This is a genomic window from Rhizobium sp. Leaf371, assembly GCF_001424045.1.
Taxonomy (GTDB): Bacteria; Pseudomonadota; Alphaproteobacteria; order Rhizobiales; family Rhizobiaceae; genus Ferranicluibacter.
The window spans coordinates 105,938-124,391 of sequence record NZ_LMQB01000003.1 but is presented as its reverse complement, the minus strand read 5'-3'; the positions used below and the strand labels follow the sequence as shown (position 1 = coordinate 124,391).

At 66.2% G+C, this 18,454-nt stretch carries 18 protein-coding genes; 3 read left to right on the top strand and 15 right to left on the bottom strand.

Features of this window, described 5'->3' with window-relative positions:
• The first annotated feature begins 31 nt into the window (after window positions 1-31).
• A complete protein-coding gene (locus ASG39_RS06020; RefSeq protein WP_062593914.1) occupies window positions 32-2,173 on the top strand; it encodes a beta-galactosidase in 2,142 nt (713 codons plus the stop codon).
• A gap of 134 nt (window positions 2,174-2,307) precedes the next feature.
• Here the strand turns inward: ASG39_RS06020 and ASG39_RS06015 are convergent, their stop codons facing one another.
• The 9 genes from ASG39_RS06015 to ASG39_RS05975 form a co-directional block, all read right to left on the bottom strand.
• Window positions 2,308-2,937 (bottom strand): hypothetical protein, encoded by a 630-nt coding sequence (locus ASG39_RS06015; protein WP_062593912.1) that lies wholly within the window; start codon window positions 2,935-2,937, stop codon window positions 2,308-2,310.
• A 115-nt stretch (window positions 2,938-3,052) separates the two neighbouring features.
• A complete protein-coding gene (locus ASG39_RS06010) occupies window positions 3,053-3,556 on the bottom strand; it encodes an RNase H family protein (RefSeq protein ID WP_062593909.1) in 504 nt (167 codons plus the stop codon).
• 79 nt (window positions 3,557-3,635) lie between these two features.
• Window positions 3,636-4,595 (bottom strand): LysR family transcriptional regulator, encoded by a 960-nt coding sequence (locus ASG39_RS06005; protein ID WP_062593907.1) that lies wholly within the window; start codon window positions 4,593-4,595, stop codon window positions 3,636-3,638.
• Between the two features lie 47 nt (window positions 4,596-4,642).
• Window positions 4,643-5,248 (bottom strand): NAD(P)H-dependent oxidoreductase, encoded by a 606-nt coding sequence (locus ASG39_RS06000; RefSeq protein ID WP_062593905.1) that lies wholly within the window; start codon window positions 5,246-5,248, stop codon window positions 4,643-4,645.
• A 3-nt stretch (window positions 5,249-5,251) separates the two neighbouring features.
• Complete coding sequence (locus ASG39_RS05995) at window positions 5,252-6,652, bottom strand: FAD-binding oxidoreductase (RefSeq protein WP_062593903.1); 1,401 nt, start codon at window positions 6,650-6,652, stop codon at window positions 5,252-5,254.
• A complete protein-coding gene (locus ASG39_RS05990; protein WP_062593901.1) occupies window positions 6,649-7,944 on the bottom strand; it encodes a cytosine deaminase in 1,296 nt (431 codons plus the stop codon). The genes ASG39_RS05995 and ASG39_RS05990 overlap by 4 nt, the downstream gene beginning before the upstream one ends.
• 5 nt (window positions 7,945-7,949) lie before the next feature.
• Entirely contained in the window at window positions 7,950-8,786 is an 837-nt protein-coding gene (locus ASG39_RS05985) for an ABC transporter permease (RefSeq protein ID WP_062593898.1), read from the bottom strand.
• A gap of 1 nt (window position 8,787) precedes the next feature.
• On the bottom strand, window positions 8,788-9,612 hold the full coding sequence (locus ASG39_RS05980) for an ABC transporter ATP-binding protein (protein WP_062593896.1): 825 nt from the start codon (window positions 9,610-9,612) through the stop codon (window positions 8,788-8,790).
• A gap of 82 nt (window positions 9,613-9,694) precedes the next feature.
• Entirely contained in the window at window positions 9,695-10,696 is a 1,002-nt protein-coding gene (locus ASG39_RS05975) for an ABC transporter substrate-binding protein (RefSeq protein ID WP_062593894.1), read from the bottom strand.
• Between the two features lie 172 nt (window positions 10,697-10,868).
• Between ASG39_RS05975 and ASG39_RS05970 the strand changes: the two genes are divergently transcribed.
• Together ASG39_RS05970 and ASG39_RS05965 are read left to right on the top strand one after the other, a co-directional pair.
• On the top strand, window positions 10,869-11,303 hold the full coding sequence (locus ASG39_RS05970; RefSeq protein WP_062594166.1) for a RidA family protein: 435 nt from the start codon (window positions 10,869-10,871) through the stop codon (window positions 11,301-11,303).
• Window positions 11,300-12,091, top strand: coding sequence for a creatininase family protein (locus ASG39_RS05965; protein ID WP_062593892.1), 792 nt, complete (start codon window positions 11,300-11,302; stop codon window positions 12,089-12,091). Before ASG39_RS05970 ends, ASG39_RS05965 begins: the two co-directional genes overlap by 4 nt.
• Window positions 12,092-12,265: 174 nt before the next feature.
• Here the strand turns inward: ASG39_RS05965 and atzF are convergent, their stop codons facing one another.
• From atzF to ASG39_RS05935, 6 genes are read right to left on the bottom strand one after another with little or no spacing between them, the layout of a single operon-like run.
• Window positions 12,266-14,080 (bottom strand): allophanate hydrolase, encoded by a 1,815-nt coding sequence (atzF, locus tag ASG39_RS05960; RefSeq protein ID WP_062593890.1) that lies wholly within the window; start codon window positions 14,078-14,080, stop codon window positions 12,266-12,268.
• Window positions 14,077-14,430, bottom strand: coding sequence for a cupin domain-containing protein (locus ASG39_RS05955; protein WP_062593888.1), 354 nt, complete (start codon window positions 14,428-14,430; stop codon window positions 14,077-14,079). The genes atzF and ASG39_RS05955 overlap by 4 nt, the downstream gene beginning before the upstream one ends.
• Window positions 14,423-15,091, bottom strand: coding sequence for an isochorismatase family cysteine hydrolase (locus tag ASG39_RS05950; RefSeq protein WP_062593886.1), 669 nt, complete (start codon window positions 15,089-15,091; stop codon window positions 14,423-14,425). Before ASG39_RS05950 ends, ASG39_RS05955 begins: the two co-directional genes overlap by 8 nt.
• Entirely contained in the window at window positions 15,091-16,641 is a 1,551-nt protein-coding gene (locus ASG39_RS05945; RefSeq protein ID WP_062593884.1) for an ABC transporter ATP-binding protein, read from the bottom strand. The genes ASG39_RS05950 and ASG39_RS05945 overlap by 1 nt, the downstream gene beginning before the upstream one ends.
• 1 nt (window position 16,642) lies before the next feature.
• On the bottom strand, window positions 16,643-17,743 hold the full coding sequence (locus ASG39_RS05940) for a ring-opening amidohydrolase (RefSeq protein ID WP_062593882.1): 1,101 nt from the start codon (window positions 17,741-17,743) through the stop codon (window positions 16,643-16,645).
• Window positions 17,743-18,444, bottom strand: coding sequence for an isochorismatase family cysteine hydrolase (locus ASG39_RS05935; protein WP_062593880.1), 702 nt, complete (start codon window positions 18,442-18,444; stop codon window positions 17,743-17,745). Before ASG39_RS05935 ends, ASG39_RS05940 begins: the two co-directional genes overlap by 1 nt.
• Window positions 18,445-18,454: the final 10 nt, after the last annotated feature.

Sequence of the window (18,454 nt, the reverse complement as noted above, 5' to 3'; positions counted from 1 at the left end):
TCTATTTCCTGCATCGACGAGGACAGATCCCATGAAGCGCACTCCCCCGGCCCCTCTCTCGGTCTGGCGCCCGCTCAATCTCGACCAGTTCCTGCTGGGCGTTCCCCATTATCCCGAGCACATCGAGGAGGCGCTCTGGCAGAGCGATGCCGAGCGCATGGCGGCGGCCGGTTTCAACGTCGTCCGGCTGGGCGAATTCGCCTGGCACCTGTTCGAGCCTAGCGAGGGCGTGTTCGACTTTGCGCTGTTCGACCGCGCGATCGACGTCCTCGGCGCGGCCGGGATCAAGACGATCTTCTGCACCCCGACCGCCACGCCGCCCCGCTGGCTGACGGCGCGATATCCGGACGTGCTGCGCGTCGACGAGCGCGACAGGGTCGCGACCCATGGGTCCCGCCAGCATGCGGACACCAACAGCGCGGTCTACCGTGTCCATAGCCGGCGCATTACCCGGGCGCTGGCCGATCATTACCGCGACAACCCGCACATCATCGGCTGGCAGACCGACAACGAGCTGAACACGACGGTCTCGACCTCCTATTCGCAGGAGACGCAGGTGGCGTTCCGCGCCTATCTGGAACGCCGCTACGGCAGCATCGACGCCCTGAACGTCGCCTGGGGCGGGAATTTCTGGGCAACGGCCTATGACGGCTTCGACCAGATCACCGCGCCCCGCGCCGCCAATCCCGGTTTCCCGAGCCCCGGCCATGTCCAGGACTACCACCGGTTTCTGGCCGACGCGACCGCCGCGTTCCAGCACGATCAGGTCGAGATCCTGCGCGCGGTCAATCCGGACTGGTTCGTCTTTCACAATCTCGGCCGGCTGGAGGATATCGACTTCCGCGGCCCGTTCGGCGAGGATCTCGACTTCATCGGCTTCGATATCTACCCGATGCTCTACGACGAGATGCGCCGCACCGGCGGCCACGCGGCGACGCAGGCCCTGCATCTCGATGTCTGCCGCGCCTATAGCGGCAACTTCATCGTGCCGGAACAGGCGTCTGGCTTCGGCAGCCAGCCCGGCTTCTCCACCATGACCCCGGAGCCGGGGGAAATGCGGCGGATGGCGCTGAGTTCCGTGGCGCGCGGTGCCGACGGCCTTCTGTTCTTCCGCTGGAGGCCGGCGCATTTCGGCGCAGAAATCTACTGGATGGGCATCATCGACCATGACGACGTTCCCCGCCGACGCTATCGCGAGGCGATGCAATTTGCCGGCGATATCGCCCGCATCAGGCAGGATCTGCTGGGCACGACCGTGCGCATGGATATCGCCATCGCTGGTGCCGATTTCGACAATCAGGAAGCTTACAAGACCTATCCCATGGGCCTGCCGAGCCCGCTCGAGGACGGAACCCGGCTGCACCGCTATTGCTACGAGACCGGCATCGCCTGCGGGTTCATTCACCCGGCCGACGATCTCTCGCGCGTCAAGCTGCTCTACATCCCGCATTGGGTGATGTGGAAGAGCGAATGGGACGCGAATGTCGAGGCCTTCGTGCGCAATGGCGGCACGCTGGTGGTCGGCGCGATGACCGGAACGCGGGACGAGAACAATCACATTCCGCGCACCCTTGCGCCGGGACCGGGCCTCTCGGCCCTCTGCGGCGTGCGCGTGGAGGAATTCGGACGCGTGGCGGAACCCGGCGCCGACGGTCTCTTCGGCATGCCGGGGCCGGAGTTCGGGCTCCACGTTCCGGCCCGGCGTCTGCCTGCAAGCTCCGCCCGGCGCGGCTATCGTCTGACCATCGGCAATGCGGAGTATGATGCGGCGCATCTCTACGAGGTCTTCGAAACGGATCCGGACGTTGAAACGATCGGCCAGTGGAGCAACCGGTTCCTCGGCGGCCGCACGGCCATCTCGCGGCGCCGGGTGGGGAAGGGCCAGGCGATCTATGTCGGCACCTACCTGACGGATGCGCTCGTTCAGGCCTTGGTCGGTCAGCTCTCGGCGGATGTCGGCATCGCGCCGCTCGTGCCGAACCTGCCGGCAAACGTCGAGGCCACCCTGCGCGAGGGCGACGGCCGCACGCTCCTGTTCCTTCTGAACACGGAGGCGGCGTCGACCGAACTGACGGACCTTCCGGCCGGCATCGACCTTCTGACCGGCGAAGCCATTTCCGGGCATCTGTCGCTCGGACCTTACGGATGCGCCGTCGTTCGGCTCCCCGATTGAGGCGCATGCGCTTCGCGTCACGGGCCTGGACATCCTGAAAGCCGAGGCCCGGCGTTCAGGATCTGCACGGCTTCGACTGGCCCCGACAATCAAGGCTTGCACGGCGACGGCCTGTGCCAGTCGTCTCGCGCCGATCAGCGCAGGAGCCCGTCGCGTCCGAACGCGTCCCAGTCCTCCAGCGCCGCCGAGGGCTCGTCCGGTCCCGGCGTCGAACGTGGCGCGGCAGTCTCGGCCTTTCGCAGAGAACGCGTCAGTTTTGCCTTGTAGGCGGCGCGACGCCGGTTCTCGGCCGCGGTCGCCTTGTCCTCGTCTCGCCATTCGTCGACGACACCGCTGTTCAGAAGCTCTTCGACGATATTCGCATCGAAGACATGGAAGGTGATCTTCTTCGCGCGGCCCGCCAGCCGGACCGTGCGCGTGCCCGCGCTCGGAAGCCGGCCATCTGCCAGCCAGCGATGTCGCTCGCCCGGCTTGATCGTCAGGATATCCTCGATCTCGCGGGGGATCACCGGCAGGCTCTCGATCGCCTTCATGGCGGCGGAGACGATGGCGGCTGCGGCATGGAATTCGGTCTTGGCCTTTGCCGGCATCGCAAGCACCAGCTCGCCGCCGTCGAGAACGAGCAGCTTCTTCGAGGACGCGGGCAGGCGGGCCCGCAGTTCGAGGAGAAGACCCTTTGCGCGCACCGACGAGCCGAGCGTGGCGGCGGACGGCAAGGCCCAGGTCCTCAGGAGTTCGACATCGTCTTTCTCGCGCTTCGACATCCCGGTGACATGGGTCGCGGATCCGCTCAAGTCAACGCGGCCATTGCGCGCGCATATCCCGGCCGTGCCCGACGGAGGCTCGTCGCAACCGCGAAACGCTTCGGCGCGACATGCTTCAGCCGATGCTGGCCTTTGATGCCATTGCCGCCGTCCGCGCCAGGGCATCGGCCAGTTCGTTGCCGGCGATTTCATCATGTCCGCGACACCATGCGATTTCAATGCGGGGATTGGCCGTGAGTTGACGGTCGAGCGCCTGCCACAACGCCACATCCTGTATGACGCGCTTCCGCTTCTTCGGGTTCGCCTCCAGACGGCGCCAGCCATTGTTTCGCCAGATCGCCCGGGAGGCATGACAGGCTGTCACCGTCTGGCGCGAGTCCGTCCAGATCGTGGCAGAAGCGCCGGCCCAGTTTGTCCCAATCCAGTCCGGTCCGATCCAGTCGGTCCCGATCCAGAGCGCCGCTTCCAGAACAGCCCGAAGCTCGAACGTGTTGTTCGACAGCCCGCGCGCAAACCCCTGCGCCCGATGGATCTCGCGGTCCTTCTGGAACGCCACGAAGGCCCAGCCACCTGTCGCGGTCTTCGGCCGAAAGGAACCGTCCGCATAGATGTCGATCACGTCTCTCTCTCTCTCTCTCTCTCTCTCAAAGATGCCGTCGTCAGGATCGATGACGCCATCATCGGCGATCTGAACAGCCCTAATTGAGCATGCCCCTGACGAGGCCGCGCAGCCATGCGTTGAAGGTCGAGTGGTGGACCCTCTCGTGCCAGAAGAGATAGACGGCCATGACGCCGAACTCTTCCGGCGCATCGACGACGGCGATGTGAGAGCGCGCGGCGAACTGGTCCGCGAAGGGCTTGGTGGTGGTGAAGACGAGATCACTGCCGGCCAGCACCATGGGCACCAGCGCATATTCCGACAGGCTGGCGCGGATGCGCCGGGCGAGACCGAGTTCGGCAAGGCGTCCGTCGATCGGGCTGACGGCGGCGCCGGAGGGCGGGTTGGGCGAGAGGTGCTCGAGATCGAGATAGTCCGCCATGGCGATGCGGGAGGCGCCGGCGAGGGGATGGCCGGGGTCGAGCATGCAGACGGTCTGGCATTCCGTCAGCGTCTCGCCGCGCAGATGGGGAGAGTTCGGCTGGCGGTGGGCCAGAACGATATCGACTTCGCCCGCGTCCAGAAGCTGCTGGAGGGCGGCGATGCTGGGCATGGGCAGCATTTCCAGCACCATGCGGGGCGCGTGCCGGCGCAGATGCTGCACGAGGCGCGGCACGAGGAACGGCGTGAAGCTCGTCGCCGCGACGATCCGCACCACCCGTTCCGAGGTCTCCGGCTCGAAATCGGCTTCGCGACCGACGAGGTGATCGATATCGTCGAGGACGCGGTCGATCAGGGCGACCATGTCTTGCGCGCGCAGGGTGGGGGCAAGGCCCGTGCCGCTGCGCACGAGAAGGGGGTCGCCCGTCAGCGAGCGGAAGCGGCGCAGCGTCAGGCTGACGGCCGGCTGGCTGAGGCCATGGATCGCGGCCGTCCGCGAGACGCTGACTTCCGACAGAAGGGTCTTGAGCACGCGCAACTGACGGATGTCGAGCTCGCCGCGCCGCCGCTCGCCGCCCTCCAGGCCGTCCGTGATCGCCGGTTCGATGCTGCCTGCCATCTGCGTTCTTCCCGCCCTTCCGCCGGTCGCCGTCTCGCCAAGGCCCTCTAGAGCGCCGCGAATGTCGACATCGCCGCGGCGACCTTCGCCTTGAAGGCATCGAGTTCGGCCACCCCGTTGCCGTTCATATTGTAAAGTGCGAGATAGCGTACAGGTTTTTTCGGGCGGAAGATCGCCCAGAGAACGCGGCGTGCGACTTTGCGTGGCGGGTCGCCGACCAGCATGGCCCGGAAGCGCGGGCCGCCATAGGTGGTGATGACCGCGACCGACTGGACATTGTGCAGAATGCGGACGAGCTTGCCCTTGTCGCCTCGCGCCAGGGTGAAGGCGACGCCCGGCACGAAGACCCGGTCGAAGAACCCCTTGAGAATGGCCGGCAGCCCGAAATTCCAGACGGGATGGACGAGCACGATCGCATCGGCGGCGCGGACGCGCGCGACATAGGGCGCGATGGCCGGGGTGATGTTGATCGCCTCGTCGTGATAGTTCAGCCGCTCCTCGCGCGACAGAACCGCATCGAAGCCCTCGTCATAGAGCGAGAGCAGGTCGATCTCGTGCCCCTGCTCCTCCAGCGCCTTTCGGGCGACGTCGCGCAATTGCGCGCTGTAGCTGGTCTCGACCGGATGGGCGTGGATGAGAAGGATGCGCGCCATGGCTCACGCCGCGTCCATGCTTTGCAGGCCGGCAAACACCCAGCTGCGACGGGCGCTGAAATCATAGTCCGGGTTTTCCCAGGCGACCATCTTGCCGGGGTTGAGCAGCCCCTTCGGATCGGCCTCGCCCTTGAAGGCCAGCTGGCCCGCATCGGTACGCTTCATGCCGCCCTCTTCCAGCGTGTAGCGGTGCGGATTGAAGACGAGGCAGCCGTTGGTCTCGTGGATGGCGATGATCTCCTCCAGCCGCTCTTCGGTGGTGAAACGCACGATCGGCAGGCCGGAAAAGACGATGCGGCCGTCGAATCGGATCATCTCCAGATGCAGCGGCATCTCGTCGCCGAGCATCTCGTGGATGCGCCGGACATGGTCGACGTCGGGATATTGCGTCTGCAGATAGGTGATCGAGGGATCGACCTTCAGGCCACGCATGGTCGTGTGGTTCCAGCAGAGCTCGTAGACGGGCGGAAACTGGCGCTTTTCCTCCGGCGCGACGGTGTCCGAGCGGAACATCAGATCGCCCTTGTGATGGGTGGCGAGAAGCGCCAGCGCGTCCATCGCGTGCGGCGCTGCGATGACGACGACGAGCGAGGTGTCGCGCGCGAAGAAGCGGCGGTAATGTGGGAAATAGTCGTAAGCGACGGGCGACGCGACGACGGCGATCTCCTTGGTGAGGATGCCGTCCTGGCAGGCCAGCGCCTCGGCGAAACGGGTCGCCGCCATTACGTCGGGGAAGCCGACGAGGCTGTCGATCCAGTCATAGGCGGCGGTCAGCGGCAGGGTCACGTCGGTGATGATGCCGTTGGTGCCATAGGCATGGGCGACCTTCAGGATGTCGGCACCCTCGATCTTGAGCACCCGCGGCGTCTCCTCGCAGGTGACGACGGTGAGGCCGAGAATGTTGCCGAGCGCCCGCAGCCCGCCCCAGCGGATAGAGCCGACGCCGCCGGAACCGCCGGCGACGAAACCGCCGACGGTGGCCGTGCGGTAGGTCGAGGGGAAAAACCGGATCTCGCTGCCATGCGCCACCCGGGTCTGCTGGTCGATCTTCTCGAGGATGACGCCGGTCTCGGCGCGCACATGCACCGGGCTGGTCTCGATGATCCGGTTCATGTCCGCAAGGTTGAGCACGACGCCGCCCGACAGCGGCATGGCCTGCCCGTAATTGCCGGTGCCGGCCCCGCGCGGGGTGATGGCGATGTCGTGACGATAGGCGGCGGCGAGAACCTCCACCACCTCTTGCTCCGATTTCGGCGTGACGATCAGGTCCGCCGTGACATGGTCGAGCTGGCGTTTCAGCACCGGCGAGTACCAGTAGAAATCGCGGCTCTTCTTCTGGACGAGCTTCGGATTGTCCTCGACCGCAATGGAGCCGATGGCGTTGCGGAAAGCGTCGAGCGTCATGATGTCACTCCGAGAATGGGGTCGAGGTCGCGATAGTCGGGAAGCCTTGCGGAAATGACCGCGCCGGCGCGGATCACCGTGCGGTCTGCCTGCGGGCGGGAGAACAGCTCGCCGGGCGTGCGGGCGCGCACGACCACGAGATCGGCCGGGGCGCCGGGAGCGAGCGTGCCGCCATAGGCAAAGCCGCCGGTCCGTGCCGGCACGGCGGCAATCGCGGAAAACCAGTCGGCGAGCCTGTCGGCGGGGTGATCCAGATGGCCGATGCGCACGCTTTCGCGCAGCACCTCCAGCATGTCGAGATCGCCATAGGCATAGAAGGGGTCGCGCGTGTTGTCGGACGCTAGCGACACCGCGACGCCGGCCGCCTTCAGTTCGCGCAGCAGCGTGACGCCCCGCCAGCGCGGCGTGCGCCCCGCCACGCGGTCCTGGAGATAGAGGTTACACATGGGCAGTGACACGACCGCGATGCCGGCCTCCGCCACCCGCGCGATGGTCGCCTTCGCGTCCTCGCCCGCAAGCACCGCAAGCGAGCAGCAATGGCCGGCGAGCACACGGCCGGAAAAGCCGGTCTCGAGCACCCGGTCGGCGAGCACCGAGAGGCTGCGCGAGGCGCTGTCGCCGCTTTCGTCGATGTGCAGGTCGAGATCGAGACCATGGCGGCCGGCGGCATCGATAAGATTGGCGATCGCCTCACCCGCTTTGTCGAACACCGAGATCGCCCCGCCGAGCGACCCGCCATGCGCCTTCGCCGTCTGGGCGAGCTCCTCGACCAGCGCCGTGTCCAGCAAATGGTCGGGGCCGCAGAGGGCGGTTGCCTGAAGCTCGATCCGTCCGGCCCATCTCTCCCGCATCCGGGCAAAGACCGGCCAGGAGATCCCGTGTTGCGGCGGTGCGGAATCCAGATGCGTGCGGATCGCCGCGGTCCCATGGGCGTAAGCGCAGCGCAGGGCGAACTCCATCCGCGCCTCGACATCGGCGGCCGTCCAGTTGGCGACACGATCGGCGGACACCGCCGTCAGCGCGCCCATGAAGCTGCCGTCCGGATTGGGCTGGCGCGGCGTGGTGTGGCCCTTGTCGAGATGGGTGTGCAGATCCACGAAGGCCGGAAGCACGATGCCGTCGTCGGCCTCGATCACGGTCTCGCCCGGCTCGGGCGCAAGCGTGCCCGCCGGCGCAATCACCGCGATGCGCGCCTCCGACAGCCGCAGATCGACGGGGGAGAAACTATCCGGCCCGGCGATGCGGCCGCGGCGGACGAGGAGGGCGGGACTGTCGGGGTTCAGGGACGTCATGAGGCTCAATTCTCCCGCGCCAGAGCGCTTTCGTGCCAGCGCCGCAGCGCCAGCCACGCCAGGATCGAGGTCAGTGCGAAGATGGCGACGCCGGTCGCCGACAGCAGCACCAGGGCAGCAAAAAGGCGGGGAATGTTCAAGCGGTACTGCGCCTCCAGCAGCCGGAAGGCGAGGCCCGAGCCTGCGCCGGCCGAGCCCGCCGCGAATTCCGCAACGACGGCAGCGATCAGCGACAGTCCGCCGCCGATCTTCAGCCCCGTCATGAAATAGGGCAAGGCCGCAGGCAGTTTCAGCAGGCGCAGCTGCTGCCAGCGGGTCGCGCCATACAGGTCGTAGAGATTGAGCAGATTGTGATCGACGCTCTTCAGCCCCTGCACCATGTTCGACAGAATCGGGAAGAACGCGACGAGGAAGGCGCAGATCATGATCGCCACCTGCGTCGAGGAGACATAGACGAGGATCAGCGGCGCGATGGCGACGATCGGCGTGACCTGCAGGATCACGGCGTAAGGGTAGAGCGCCAGCTCTACCCAGCGCGACTGGACGAGGAGGACGGCGAGAAGCGTGCCGCCGATCAGTGCGAGGATGAGCGCGGAGAAGGTGATGCGCAGCGTGACGAGCAGCGCCGGATAGAGCGTGCCCCAGTCCTTCACCAGCGTGCGCGCGATCAGGCTCGGGGCCGGCAGGATATAGGGCGGCACGGCGTTGACGCGGACATAGACCTCCCAGGCGAGCAGCGTCAGCCCGAGCATGATGGCGGGAACGGCCAGCCGGAGAAGATGGTCGCGGCGGCGCGCGGTCTTTGCCAGCCCGGCCGGCACGGCTGCGGAAACGCCGGTCATCTCAGGCTCCCTCGCCGGCGGGCGGCGCATGCATCGCGCCGGCCAGCGCCTGCGAGACCGTGCGGCAGAGATCGCCATAGGTCTCGGACAGGCGAAACGCCTCGTCCCTCTCCCGTCCCTCCGGTCGCGGCAGGACCATGTCGGAGACGACGCGGCCGGGCCGCGCGCCCATGACGGCGATGCGGCTCGACAGATAGGCGGCCTCGAAGACGGAATGGGTGACGAACACCACGGTCAGATCCTTCTCGTTCCAGAGACGCAGCACGTCGTCGTTCAGCTTCTGGCGGGTGATCTCGTCGAGCGCGCCGAAGGGCTCGTCCATCAGCAGCAGCTTCGGATCGGTCACCAGCGCGCGGGCGATCGACACCCGCATGCGCATGCCGCCGGACAATTCGCGTGGATAGGCCTTGGCGAAATCCTTGAGGCCGACGGTTTCGAGCGCCGCCATCACCCGGTCGCGCACCTCGCCTTTCGAACCGCCCTTCAGCCGCAGCGGCAGATAGGCATTGTCAAACACCGGCTTCCACGGCATCAGCGTCGGCTCCTGGAAGACGAAGCCGACATCGGCATCCGGCCGGCCGTCGCGTTCGATCCGCGAGGCGGGCCAGTCAACCGTACCCTGCGACGGGCTTCCGAGACCCGCGATGATCCGCAGCGCCGTCGACTTGCCGCAGCCGGAGGGGCCGAGCAGGCTGACAAACTCGCCCTTGCGGATGTCCATCGTCATTCGCGAGAGGGCGAGCGTGCCGTTGGAGAAGCGCTTCGTCACGTCCCTGAGCGATACGACGCAGCGGGAGGAGGAGGCCCCGGCCACCGGACCCGCCATTGCCGGGGCAGCCGCATCCGGTGTTGCGTCGTCCGGTGTTGCGTCATCCGGTGTTTCTGGGGTGAGGGCCCGCCGCATCGGATCAGGACTTCTTCAGGTCCATTCCGACCTTTTTGCAGGTGAACTGCAACGTATAGGACTTTTTGAAATCGAGGTCCTTCTTGACGACGTCGATGGCGGCCATCTTGTCGTAGAAGTCCTTGTAATGCGCGTCCGTCATGCAGCCGATGCCGCCCGCCTTGGCGTCTCCGGATTCCAGCACGTCGAATTCCTTCATCTTGGCGAGCGAGAAGGCGAGCTGCTCGTCGCTCATGTCGGGATTGTCGGTCTTGATCAGCGCGTTGGCCACCTTGTTGTCGGCATACAGATAGTTGTACCAGCCGATCGCCGTCGCATCGACGAAGCGTTGCACGAGATCCGGGTTTTTCTCGACCAGCGCCGTCTGCGTCTCGATTGTCGTAGAATAGGGGTCGTAGCCGGCATCGGCGAGCAGGAAGACTTTTGGCTTGAAGCCGGCCTGGCGCTCGATCTCGAAGGGCTCCGACGTGATGTAGCCCTGCTGGGCGGAGGTCTTGTCGGCGAGGAACGGGCCGGGATTGAACTGGTAGGGCTTGAACTGCTCGTCGGAAAAGCCCTTGAAATTGGCCTTCATCCACGAGAAGTAGGTCGTATAGCCTTCCTTGCCCATGAAGATCGTCTTGGCCTTGGCCAGATCGGCAAACGTGTCGATTCCCGCATCGGGATGGGCGATAATGCCCTGCGGATCCTTCTGGAAAATGGCCGCGACGGTGACGAGCGGGATGCCCTCGGCCACCGCGTCGAACGAGCCGAGCGTTCCGCCCATGTAGAAATCGATCTGGCCGGCGATCAGCAGGTTGCGGTTGGCGGCCTGCGGGCCACCCTGGCGGATGCTGACGTCGAGCCCGTATTTTGCATAGGTGCCGTCCGCGATGGCCTGGTAGTAGCCGCCGTGCTCGGCCTGGGCGAGCCAGTTGGTGCCGAAGGTGACCTTGTCCGCCGACAGGGCCGGCGCGGCCGAGAGAGCGAGGGAAAGAAGGAATGCAGAGACGGAGACGTTCGGCATGGCGACAGGGTCCTTCTGGGGCCAGGGAGCAGCGGGAATAAGTTGAGCTGATGAAATCTGTGGTATTCGGCCTTCTAATGTGTAGAGTATCAGCGGAATACGATGATACTAAAAGAGGCATGCACAATTGCAAGGCATTTTTTCGGAAATCTCGGCGGCTCCCTCTTGCGGCATCTCCGCCAGCCACCCGGTGGCCGTGCCGGATATCGCACCCCCCTTCGCCGCCTATAGTCATGGCGTTGAGGTGATGGCCGGCGCCCGGCTGCTGTTCGCTTCCGGGCAGCTCGGTCTAGCGCCCGACGGGACAGTGCCCTCCGGTTGCGAGGAGCAGGCGGACATCTGCTTTGCCAATGTGAAAGCCATCCTCGCCTGCGCCGGCATGACGTTAGCCCATGTCGTCAGGATCAACGCCTATGTGACGGCCCGCGAGCACATGGCGGCCTATATGCGCGTGCGCGACCGGCTGTTTGCCGACCATCCGCGGGCCTCCACCCTGATGATCGTCGGCGGCTTCACGCGGGAGGAATTCCTGGTGGAGATCGAGGTGGTGGCCGCAGCGCCGCCTCGCGACACCACCCCCACGACGGCAGAGGAAGCAGCGGCATGAGCACAGCGCGCAAGGTCTGGTGGGGCGATTTCGCGACCACGGATTTCACCGGCATCGACCCGATGGAGACGATCGCGCTGCTGCCGATCGCAGCCACCGAACAGCACGGTCCGCATCTCGGCTGCGGCACGGACGCGACGATCGCGCGCGGCATGCTGAAGACGCTGATCCCGCTGTTGCCCGGGGATCTCGATGTGCGCATCCTGCCGATCCAGTCCGTCGGCAAATCGAACGAGCACCTGCATGCGCCGGGCACGCTGACCATTCCGGCGACCGTGCTGATCGAGCATTGGCTGGCGCTCGGACAGTCGGTCGCCCGCGCCGGCATCCGCAAGCTCGTCATCGTCAATGCGCACGGCGGCAACGAGGAGGTCATGGGCATCGTCGCCCGCGAACTGCGCGTGACCGCCGGCATGCTGGTCGCGAAAGCCTCGTGGTCCCGCTTCGGCAAGCCGGGCGGCCTGTTTTCGGATGTCGAGAACCGCTTCGGCATCCATGGCGGCGATGCAGAGACCTCGCTGATCCTTCATTTCCGCCCGCAGGCGATCGACATGGACAAGGCCGAGAATTTCGCCTCCGTCGTCGAAAGGGACGAGGAGACGTTTGCGCTGCTGCGCGCCACCGGCAATCATGCCTATGCCTGGATTGCCAGCGACCTCAACCCCCATGGCGCCGTCGGCGAAGCCGCGAAAGCCACGCGCGACAAGGGACAGGCCTTGGCCGACCATCAGGCCCGAGGCCTGGTGACGCTGCTCCAGGACATGCGCAAAGCGCCCTTGCCGGTCTAGGCTGCAGCAGAGGTTGCGACCGGCCACCCTTTTTAGCCGGCAAACGACCATCGTCTCAGCGCCAAAAGTCCTTCATCGTCGAGACCGCTTTGCCGCTGACGTCATTGCGCACGCCGTGTCACGCTATCTCCGTTTGCCCCCGCGCCTGCGAAGGGTCGAGGCCTTGCCGGACTGTCACGCTTTCGCGCAATAGGCGCGCCATCCTCCATAGGCACTGATATCCGCAGCGCCGGCCCCGATTGCGACCTGCTCGCAGAGAAAGCCCTTGGCCGATGTACCATCGGAGAGGGCAATGGTGCCGATGCCCAAAGGGGCCGGTATCGCGGCGACGAAGCTGCCGAAGGCGGCGGGCGTCAGCCGCCAGACCTCGACCTCGATCTCCGTACCCTGTCCTTCAGCGACCCGCACGAGGCCCGGCTTCGGCGGCACCGTGCCGGCAAGCGCGTAGAGCCGGTAGGCTGCGGATGTCCGGGCGGTGCGGGAAAACTGTCCGTCGAGATCGACAAGCTGACGGTTGAGCGGCATGCCGGAGAGATGCGCGCCGACGACGACGAGGTCGATAAGACGCTCGTTGGACATGTTCGGTTCATAAGTGACGGGCGCAGGTTGCGGCCAGCCTGTGGCGCCGAGCGTGAGGCCGCTTGCGGCGTGAAGTGTTTGCCCGAGCGTTGCGAGGAGAGCGTCCTTCCCGGCAGGGGCAAGCAGAGTGACGCTTGCCGGCAGGCCGTCCGGTCGAGGGGCCGTGGGCACCGCGATGCCGCACATGTCGAGCAGGTTGACGAAATTCGTGTAGGTACCGAGCCGCGAATTCTCGCGGATCGGCTCGGCCTCGAGCTCGGCAACGGTATAGTGGCGCGGGGCCGTCGGCACGCAGAAGAGATCGACCGAGGCGATGACGGGCGCGAGCGTCTTCTTCAGCGCCTGAAGGGCATAGAGGCCGTTGAAGGCATCGGCGGCCGACAGCGTCTTCGCACCGCCATAGATCTTGCGGGTGACCGGGTGAAACGCGTCTTCGCGGCGGTCGAAGAAGTCCTTGACCGCGGCATAGCGTTCGGCGACCCAGGCGCCTTCGTAGAGGAGGTTCGCCACGTCGTAGAAAGGGCCGAACGGGATCTCGACCAGTCTGTGGCCGAGCCATTCGAGGGTTTCGAGCGCCTGCCCGTAGGCCGCTTCCATCGCGGTGTCGCCGAAGAAGGCGCGGTCGGCGCTGGCGGGAATGCCGATCGTGAGGACGGGCGGGGCGATGCGGGAAGCCTCGGGCAAATCGCGGGAATAGGCGTCTGCAGGGTCGGGTCGGGCCGCGACGGAAAACACGCTCCAGGCATCCTCGACCGTCAGCGCGAAGATCGAGACGCAATCGAGCGTGCGGCAGGCGGGAGTGACGCCGGTCGTCGAGAGCGCGCCGAGGCTCGGCTTGAGCCCGACGATGTTGTTGAGCCCGGCGGGAATGCGGCCCGAGCCCGCCGTGTCGGTGCCGAGCGCGAAGGAGACGATGCCGTGCGCGGTGGCGACCGCCGAGCCCGAGGACGAGCCGCCGGGCACGAGCGCGGGATCGATGGCGTTTTTCGGGATCGGATAGGGCGAGCGGACGCCGACAAGGCCGGTCGCGAACTGGTCGAGATTGGTCTTGCCGATGACCAGCGCACCGGCTTCTCTCAACAGGTGCACGACCTCCGCGTCGGCTTCGGGCACGTAGGCATAATCCGGGCAGGCGGCCGTGGTCGGCATGCCCGCGACGTCGATATTGTCCTTCACCGCGAAGGGGATGCCGAAGAGCGGTTTTTCGGGATCGTAGGCGCCGAGGCGTTGCGCCTCCGCCAGCACGTCCTGCCGGTCGGCCAGGTGCAGGAAGATGCCGGGATCGTTCACCGCGGCGATGCGGGCGAAGACCTGCTCCACGATCTCGGCAACGCTGCCGCCCTTGCGATAGAAGTCGGCGAGCGAAGCGATGTCGAAAGCCGGGCGTTCGCGTGTCGATGGACCGGTCATGTCCTGTCCTCCTCGAGGATCGTCACGGGCCGGTCCCACTGGATCAGCACCACGCATCCCGCTTTGCTCCAGACGGAATGCTCGGTTCCCATCGCATTCACGATATAGCGGCCTTCGCCATAATCGCCCGTCTCGTCCGACTGCACGCCTTCGAGAACGAGGATGGTTTCGAGCCCTTCATGCCTGTGGCGCGGCACCGAGGCGCCGGACTCGTACTTCAGCAGCGCCACGCCCGGCTGGTCGCCATCGAAACGTTTGATCCAGTGGATCGTCACGCCTTGCCGGAAGGCCTCATAGGCAAGATCCTTCCAGCCGCCCGAGGGTGAGAAATCGCGGGTGGTTTCAGGCATGAGGCAGTCCTTTCAGAATGTCGTCGAGATGCGCCGTCCAGCCGACGATGGCGCCCTGGGCGCGGATCATGGCGAGGGTCGCGGCCTTGAAGTCGGGGAAGTAGCTTTCGGTCGCCTCCTCGCAGAGCAGGCATTCATAGCCGCGATCGTTGGCCTCGCGCATGGTCGTCTGCACGCAGACCTCGGTGGTGACGCCGGCAAAAACGAGCTGGGTGATGCCCTTCTGTTTCAGGATCTCGCCGAGCGGGGTCGCGTAGAAAGCGCCTTTGCCAGGCTTCTCGATCACGATCTCGCCGTCGATGGGCGCGAGTTCGGGCAGGATGGCCGTGCCGGGTTCTCCGACGATCAGCACGCGCCCCATCGGGCCCTCGTCGCCGATCCGCAGCGCCGGGCTACCGCGGTCGCGCTTGGCGGGTGGCAGGTCGGAAAGATCGGGCCGGTGGCACTCCATCGTGTGGATCACCGGCAGGCCGGCGGTGCGAAAGCCCTCGATTAGGCGTTTCACGTCCGGCACGATCCGGCCGATGCGGGAAACGTCGTTGCCGAGGCTCGCGCCGAAGCCGCCGGGCTCTGCGAAATCGCGCTGCATGTCGATGACGACGAGCGCCATCTCGCCAGAGCGTGCCGGGAAGGCGAAGGGTTCTGCCGTGATCTCCGCCATCAGTGATGCCCCGCCATATGCGCCCCTATGACGCCGATATCGGCGCCGCGCGCCGCCGTCTCGTAGACGAGCCGGCCTTCCGAGATGACGACGATGCGGTCGGAGAGTTCCAGAAGCTCGTCCAGATCTTCCGACAACAGCAGCACGGCCGTGCCGGAATTGCGCGCCTTCATGATGCGGGCGCGAATTTCGGCGACCGCCGAGAAATCGAGCCCGAAACAGGGGTTGGAGACGATCAGCAGATCGACATCGCCCGTGAGTTCCCGGGCGAGCACGGCACGCTGAACATTGCCGCCCGAAAGGGCGGCGATGGGCGACGAGGCGGACGCCGTCTTCACCTTGAAGTCGGAGATGAGCGTTGTCGCCCGCGCCTTCATGCCGGCCTTGGAAAGCCAGATCGCCTGCCCGCCATCGGGCTTGAGGTCGAAGGTACGGAAGGAGAGGTTCTCGCTCACCGTCATGCGCGGCGCGCAGGCATTCTGCAGCGGCTCCTCCGGGATGAAGCGGACATTGTTTTTGCGCGTCTCCGCACGGGTCGCGCCATAGGCCGCACCGTTGACCTCGATGGTGCCGGTCGAGGTCGGCCGCTGGCCGGCCAGAAGCTCGGTCACCTCCTTCTGCCCGTTGCCGGAAATGCCGGCGATGCCGACGATCTCGCCCGCGCGCACCGCAAGGTCGTCGATCTCGATGGTCTTCAGTCCGGAACGATCCGGCGCCTTCACGCGGGAGAGACGCAGCACCGTGTCCGCCGTGTCAGCAACCGGTGCACGGCTGTCGAGTTCGGCAAGCTTCACATCGCCGATCATCAGGGCCGCCATGTCGGCGGTGGAAAGATCGCCGATCGCGCCGGCACCGACCAGCTTGCCGCGGCGCAGGATGGAGACGGCGTCGGCGAACTTGGTGATTTCGTGGAACTTGTGGGAGATCATCAGGACGGTCAGCCCGCCGCTGTCCGTCAGCCCACGCACGAGCCCCAGCATCTCGTCGGCCTCCGCCGGCGTCAGGACGGATGTGGGTTCGTCGAGGATCAGGAAGGAGCGACCGAGGTAGAGTTGCTTGACGATTTCGAGCTTCTGCTTCTCGCCGGCGGCAAGCTCGCGCACCGGCCGGTCGAGCGGGATCCGGAACGGCATGCGTTCCATGAAACGCGCGAGGTCTTTGCGCTCTTGTCCCCAGTTGATCACCGCCGGCACGTCCGCGCGGCTGATGACGAGGTTTTCGGCGCCGGTCAGCGAGGGGACGAGGGTGAAATGCTGGTAGACCATGCCGAGGCCGACGGTGGCGGCATCGCGCGGCGAGGCGACGGAGACCTCGCGACCATCGACCACCAGCGAACCCGAAGTCGCGTGGTAGAAGCCCATGATGCATTTGACCAGCGTCGACTTGCCGGCGCCGTTTTCGCCGAGCAGCGCATGGAAGGAGCCGGCGGGCACGCGGATCGACACGTCGTCCAGCGCCGTGAAGCTGCCGAAGCGCATGGTCATGCCGATGGTCTCGATGCCGACGGCCGTTCCCGAGGGCGGAACCGGGGTATCGCGAATGACAGGCATGTCAGCTCTCCTTTTGTCCGATGGTCTCGCGTTCCACGATGATGGCGACGGGCCCGCCGCCCGGCGGGCCCTGATGCTCCGCACCGCCCGAGACATAAAGGTCTGTCATGCCGAAGACGCCGGCGAGCACGCCGCCGACGAAAGCGCGGGCGTGACGGGTGCCGGCGATGTCGGAATCGTCCAGCATCGTGTGACGTCGCCCGCCGACCATGCCGGAGGGGTCGGGCTCCGCCTTGGCGAGAACGGCCGTGAGCCACGCCGCGTCTGGCAGGCGCGCGTGTGCGGCTTTCACCGGGGCCGTGTCGATGGCGTTCGCCATCACGGCGTGGTCGATGGCGAACGGACCGCGCCAGGACTTGCTCATGCCGAGCACGACGATCTCGTGATCGGTCAGTTCGACGCCGGCCGAGGTCGAGGCGCAGCGGGAAAAGAGGTCGAGGCGGGCGCCGATGGCGGCGTCGGCGATCTCGCTCGCGTCGATCTCACCCAGCGCCACGGCGACGCCGAGGGCCGAGGCGCCGCGCGACAGCCCCATGGATTTCAGTGTGTCCCGGGTCGCCACCGTCTCGCCCGCAGCATCGGCCTCACCGATGCGCGCAAGCGTCAGAAGCGGGCATTTGATCTGGACGAAATGGACGTCTGCGGGGTCGTCGATACCGGCATCCGCCATGGCGGCCGTCACGCCTTGCGCGACGAGACGCACCTGCTCCCGGCGGCCGAGATGATGGAAGGGAAGGGGGGGAGTGCGCGATGCGCCGATGGCGAGCGCCGTTCCCGTCGTCCCCTCCAATGCGTCGGCCACGGCTTCCCGGGCGAAAACCGTCCAGTGCGGCGACAGCGCGCCCTCCGTTCCGCCGGACATGACGAGGCAGGGCGCCTCGACACCCTGCCGCGCAAACAACGCCTCGAAGCTCGCCGTGGCATAGCCGCGGGTGAAATCGTTGACGCAGCCATTGCCCTCTGTCTTGCCGAGGATGGCGACGACCGTCTCCGGCTTCAGCCCGGCGGCGAACAGCGCCTCCACGCCGGACACGTCGGCCGGACCGCTCGCCGGCACCCGCCAGACGGAGGCTTGCAGCACCTCGGGTTTCGAAAAGGCCATCAGGGCAGGGCCTCGATCAGGTTTGCGGAATTCGACACCGCGCCGAAGACGCCGCCCTGCATTTTGACCATCTTGATGGCGGCGAGGTGGTTGCCGTAGTCGGTCGCGCCGCAGCAGTCTTCCAGCATGACGCATTCGAAGCCCCGATCATTGGCCTCCCGCATGGTGGTGGAGACGCAGACATCAGTGGTGATGCCGGTGAGGATCAGGTTTTCGATGCGCTTCTGGTTCAGGATCAGCTCCAGATCGGTGGCGCAGAACGAGCCCTTGCCGGGCTTGTCGATGATCGTCTCTCCGGCAATCGGATAAAGGTCCGGGATGATGTCCCAGCCGGGCTCGCCGCGCGTCAGAATCCGGCCGCAGGGACCGGGATCGCCGATGCCGGCACCGATGCGCTGCGAGCGCCAGCGCTTGTTGGCCGGCAGGTCGGCGAGATCCGGTCGATGGCCCTCGCGCGTGTGGATGATGTGGTAGCCCTTGGCCCGCATGGCCGCGAGCACCGCGCCGATCGGCGCGATCGGCGCCTGGACGAGCGCGAGATCGTAGCCCATGTGATCGACATAGCCGCCCTTGCCGCAGAAATCGGTCTGCATGTCGATGATCACGAGCGCGGTATTATCGGGCCGCAGCTGGCCGTTATAGGGCCAGGGATAGGGGTCGGCGGTGATGTAGCGTCCAGCGGTTTCGGTGATCGCATCCATGATCTTCTCT

What these genes read in the sequence shown, in the direction of transcription:
- ASG39_RS06020 (WP_062593914.1), top strand. Translation starts at nt 32, where the DNA reads ATGAAGCGCACTCCCCCGGCCCCTCTCTCGGTCTGGCGCCCGCTCAAT.
- ASG39_RS06015 (WP_062593912.1), bottom strand. Translation starts at nt 2,937, where the DNA reads ATGTCGAAGCGCGAGAAAGACGATGTCGAACTCCTGAGGACCTGGGCC.
- ASG39_RS06005 (WP_062593907.1), bottom strand. Translation starts at nt 4,595, where the DNA reads ATGGCAGGCAGCATCGAACCGGCGATCACGGACGGCCTGGAGGGCGGC.
- ASG39_RS06000 (WP_062593905.1), bottom strand. Translation starts at nt 5,248, where the DNA reads ATGGCGCGCATCCTTCTCATCCACGCCCATCCGGTCGAGACCAGCTAC.
- ASG39_RS05995 (WP_062593903.1), bottom strand. Translation starts at nt 6,652, where the DNA reads ATGACGCTCGACGCTTTCCGCAACGCCATCGGCTCCATTGCGGTCGAG.
- ASG39_RS05990 (WP_062593901.1), bottom strand. Translation starts at nt 7,944, where the DNA reads ATGACGTCCCTGAACCCCGACAGTCCCGCCCTCCTCGTCCGCCGCGGC.
- ASG39_RS05985 (WP_062593898.1), bottom strand. Translation starts at nt 8,786, where the DNA reads ATGACCGGCGTTTCCGCAGCCGTGCCGGCCGGGCTGGCAAAGACCGCG.
- ASG39_RS05980 (WP_062593896.1), bottom strand. Translation starts at nt 9,612, where the DNA reads ATGGCGGGTCCGGTGGCCGGGGCCTCCTCCTCCCGCTGCGTCGTATCG.
- ASG39_RS05975 (WP_062593894.1), bottom strand. Translation starts at nt 10,696, where the DNA reads ATGCCGAACGTCTCCGTCTCTGCATTCCTTCTTTCCCTCGCTCTCTCG.
- ASG39_RS05965 (WP_062593892.1), top strand. Translation starts at nt 11,300, where the DNA reads ATGAGCACAGCGCGCAAGGTCTGGTGGGGCGATTTCGCGACCACGGAT.
- atzF (WP_062593890.1), bottom strand. Translation starts at nt 14,080, where the DNA reads ATGACCGGTCCATCGACACGCGAACGCCCGGCTTTCGACATCGCTTCG.
- ASG39_RS05955 (WP_062593888.1), bottom strand. Translation starts at nt 14,430, where the DNA reads ATGCCTGAAACCACCCGCGATTTCTCACCCTCGGGCGGCTGGAAGGAT.
- ASG39_RS05950 (WP_062593886.1), bottom strand. Translation starts at nt 15,091, where the DNA reads ATGGCGGAGATCACGGCAGAACCCTTCGCCTTCCCGGCACGCTCTGGC.
- ASG39_RS05945 (WP_062593884.1), bottom strand. Translation starts at nt 16,641, where the DNA reads ATGCCTGTCATTCGCGATACCCCGGTTCCGCCCTCGGGAACGGCCGTC.
- ASG39_RS05940 (WP_062593882.1), bottom strand. Translation starts at nt 17,743, where the DNA reads ATGGCCTTTTCGAAACCCGAGGTGCTGCAAGCCTCCGTCTGGCGGGTG.
- ASG39_RS05935 (WP_062593880.1), bottom strand. Translation starts at nt 18,444, where the DNA reads ATGGATGCGATCACCGAAACCGCTGGACGCTACATCACCGCCGACCCC.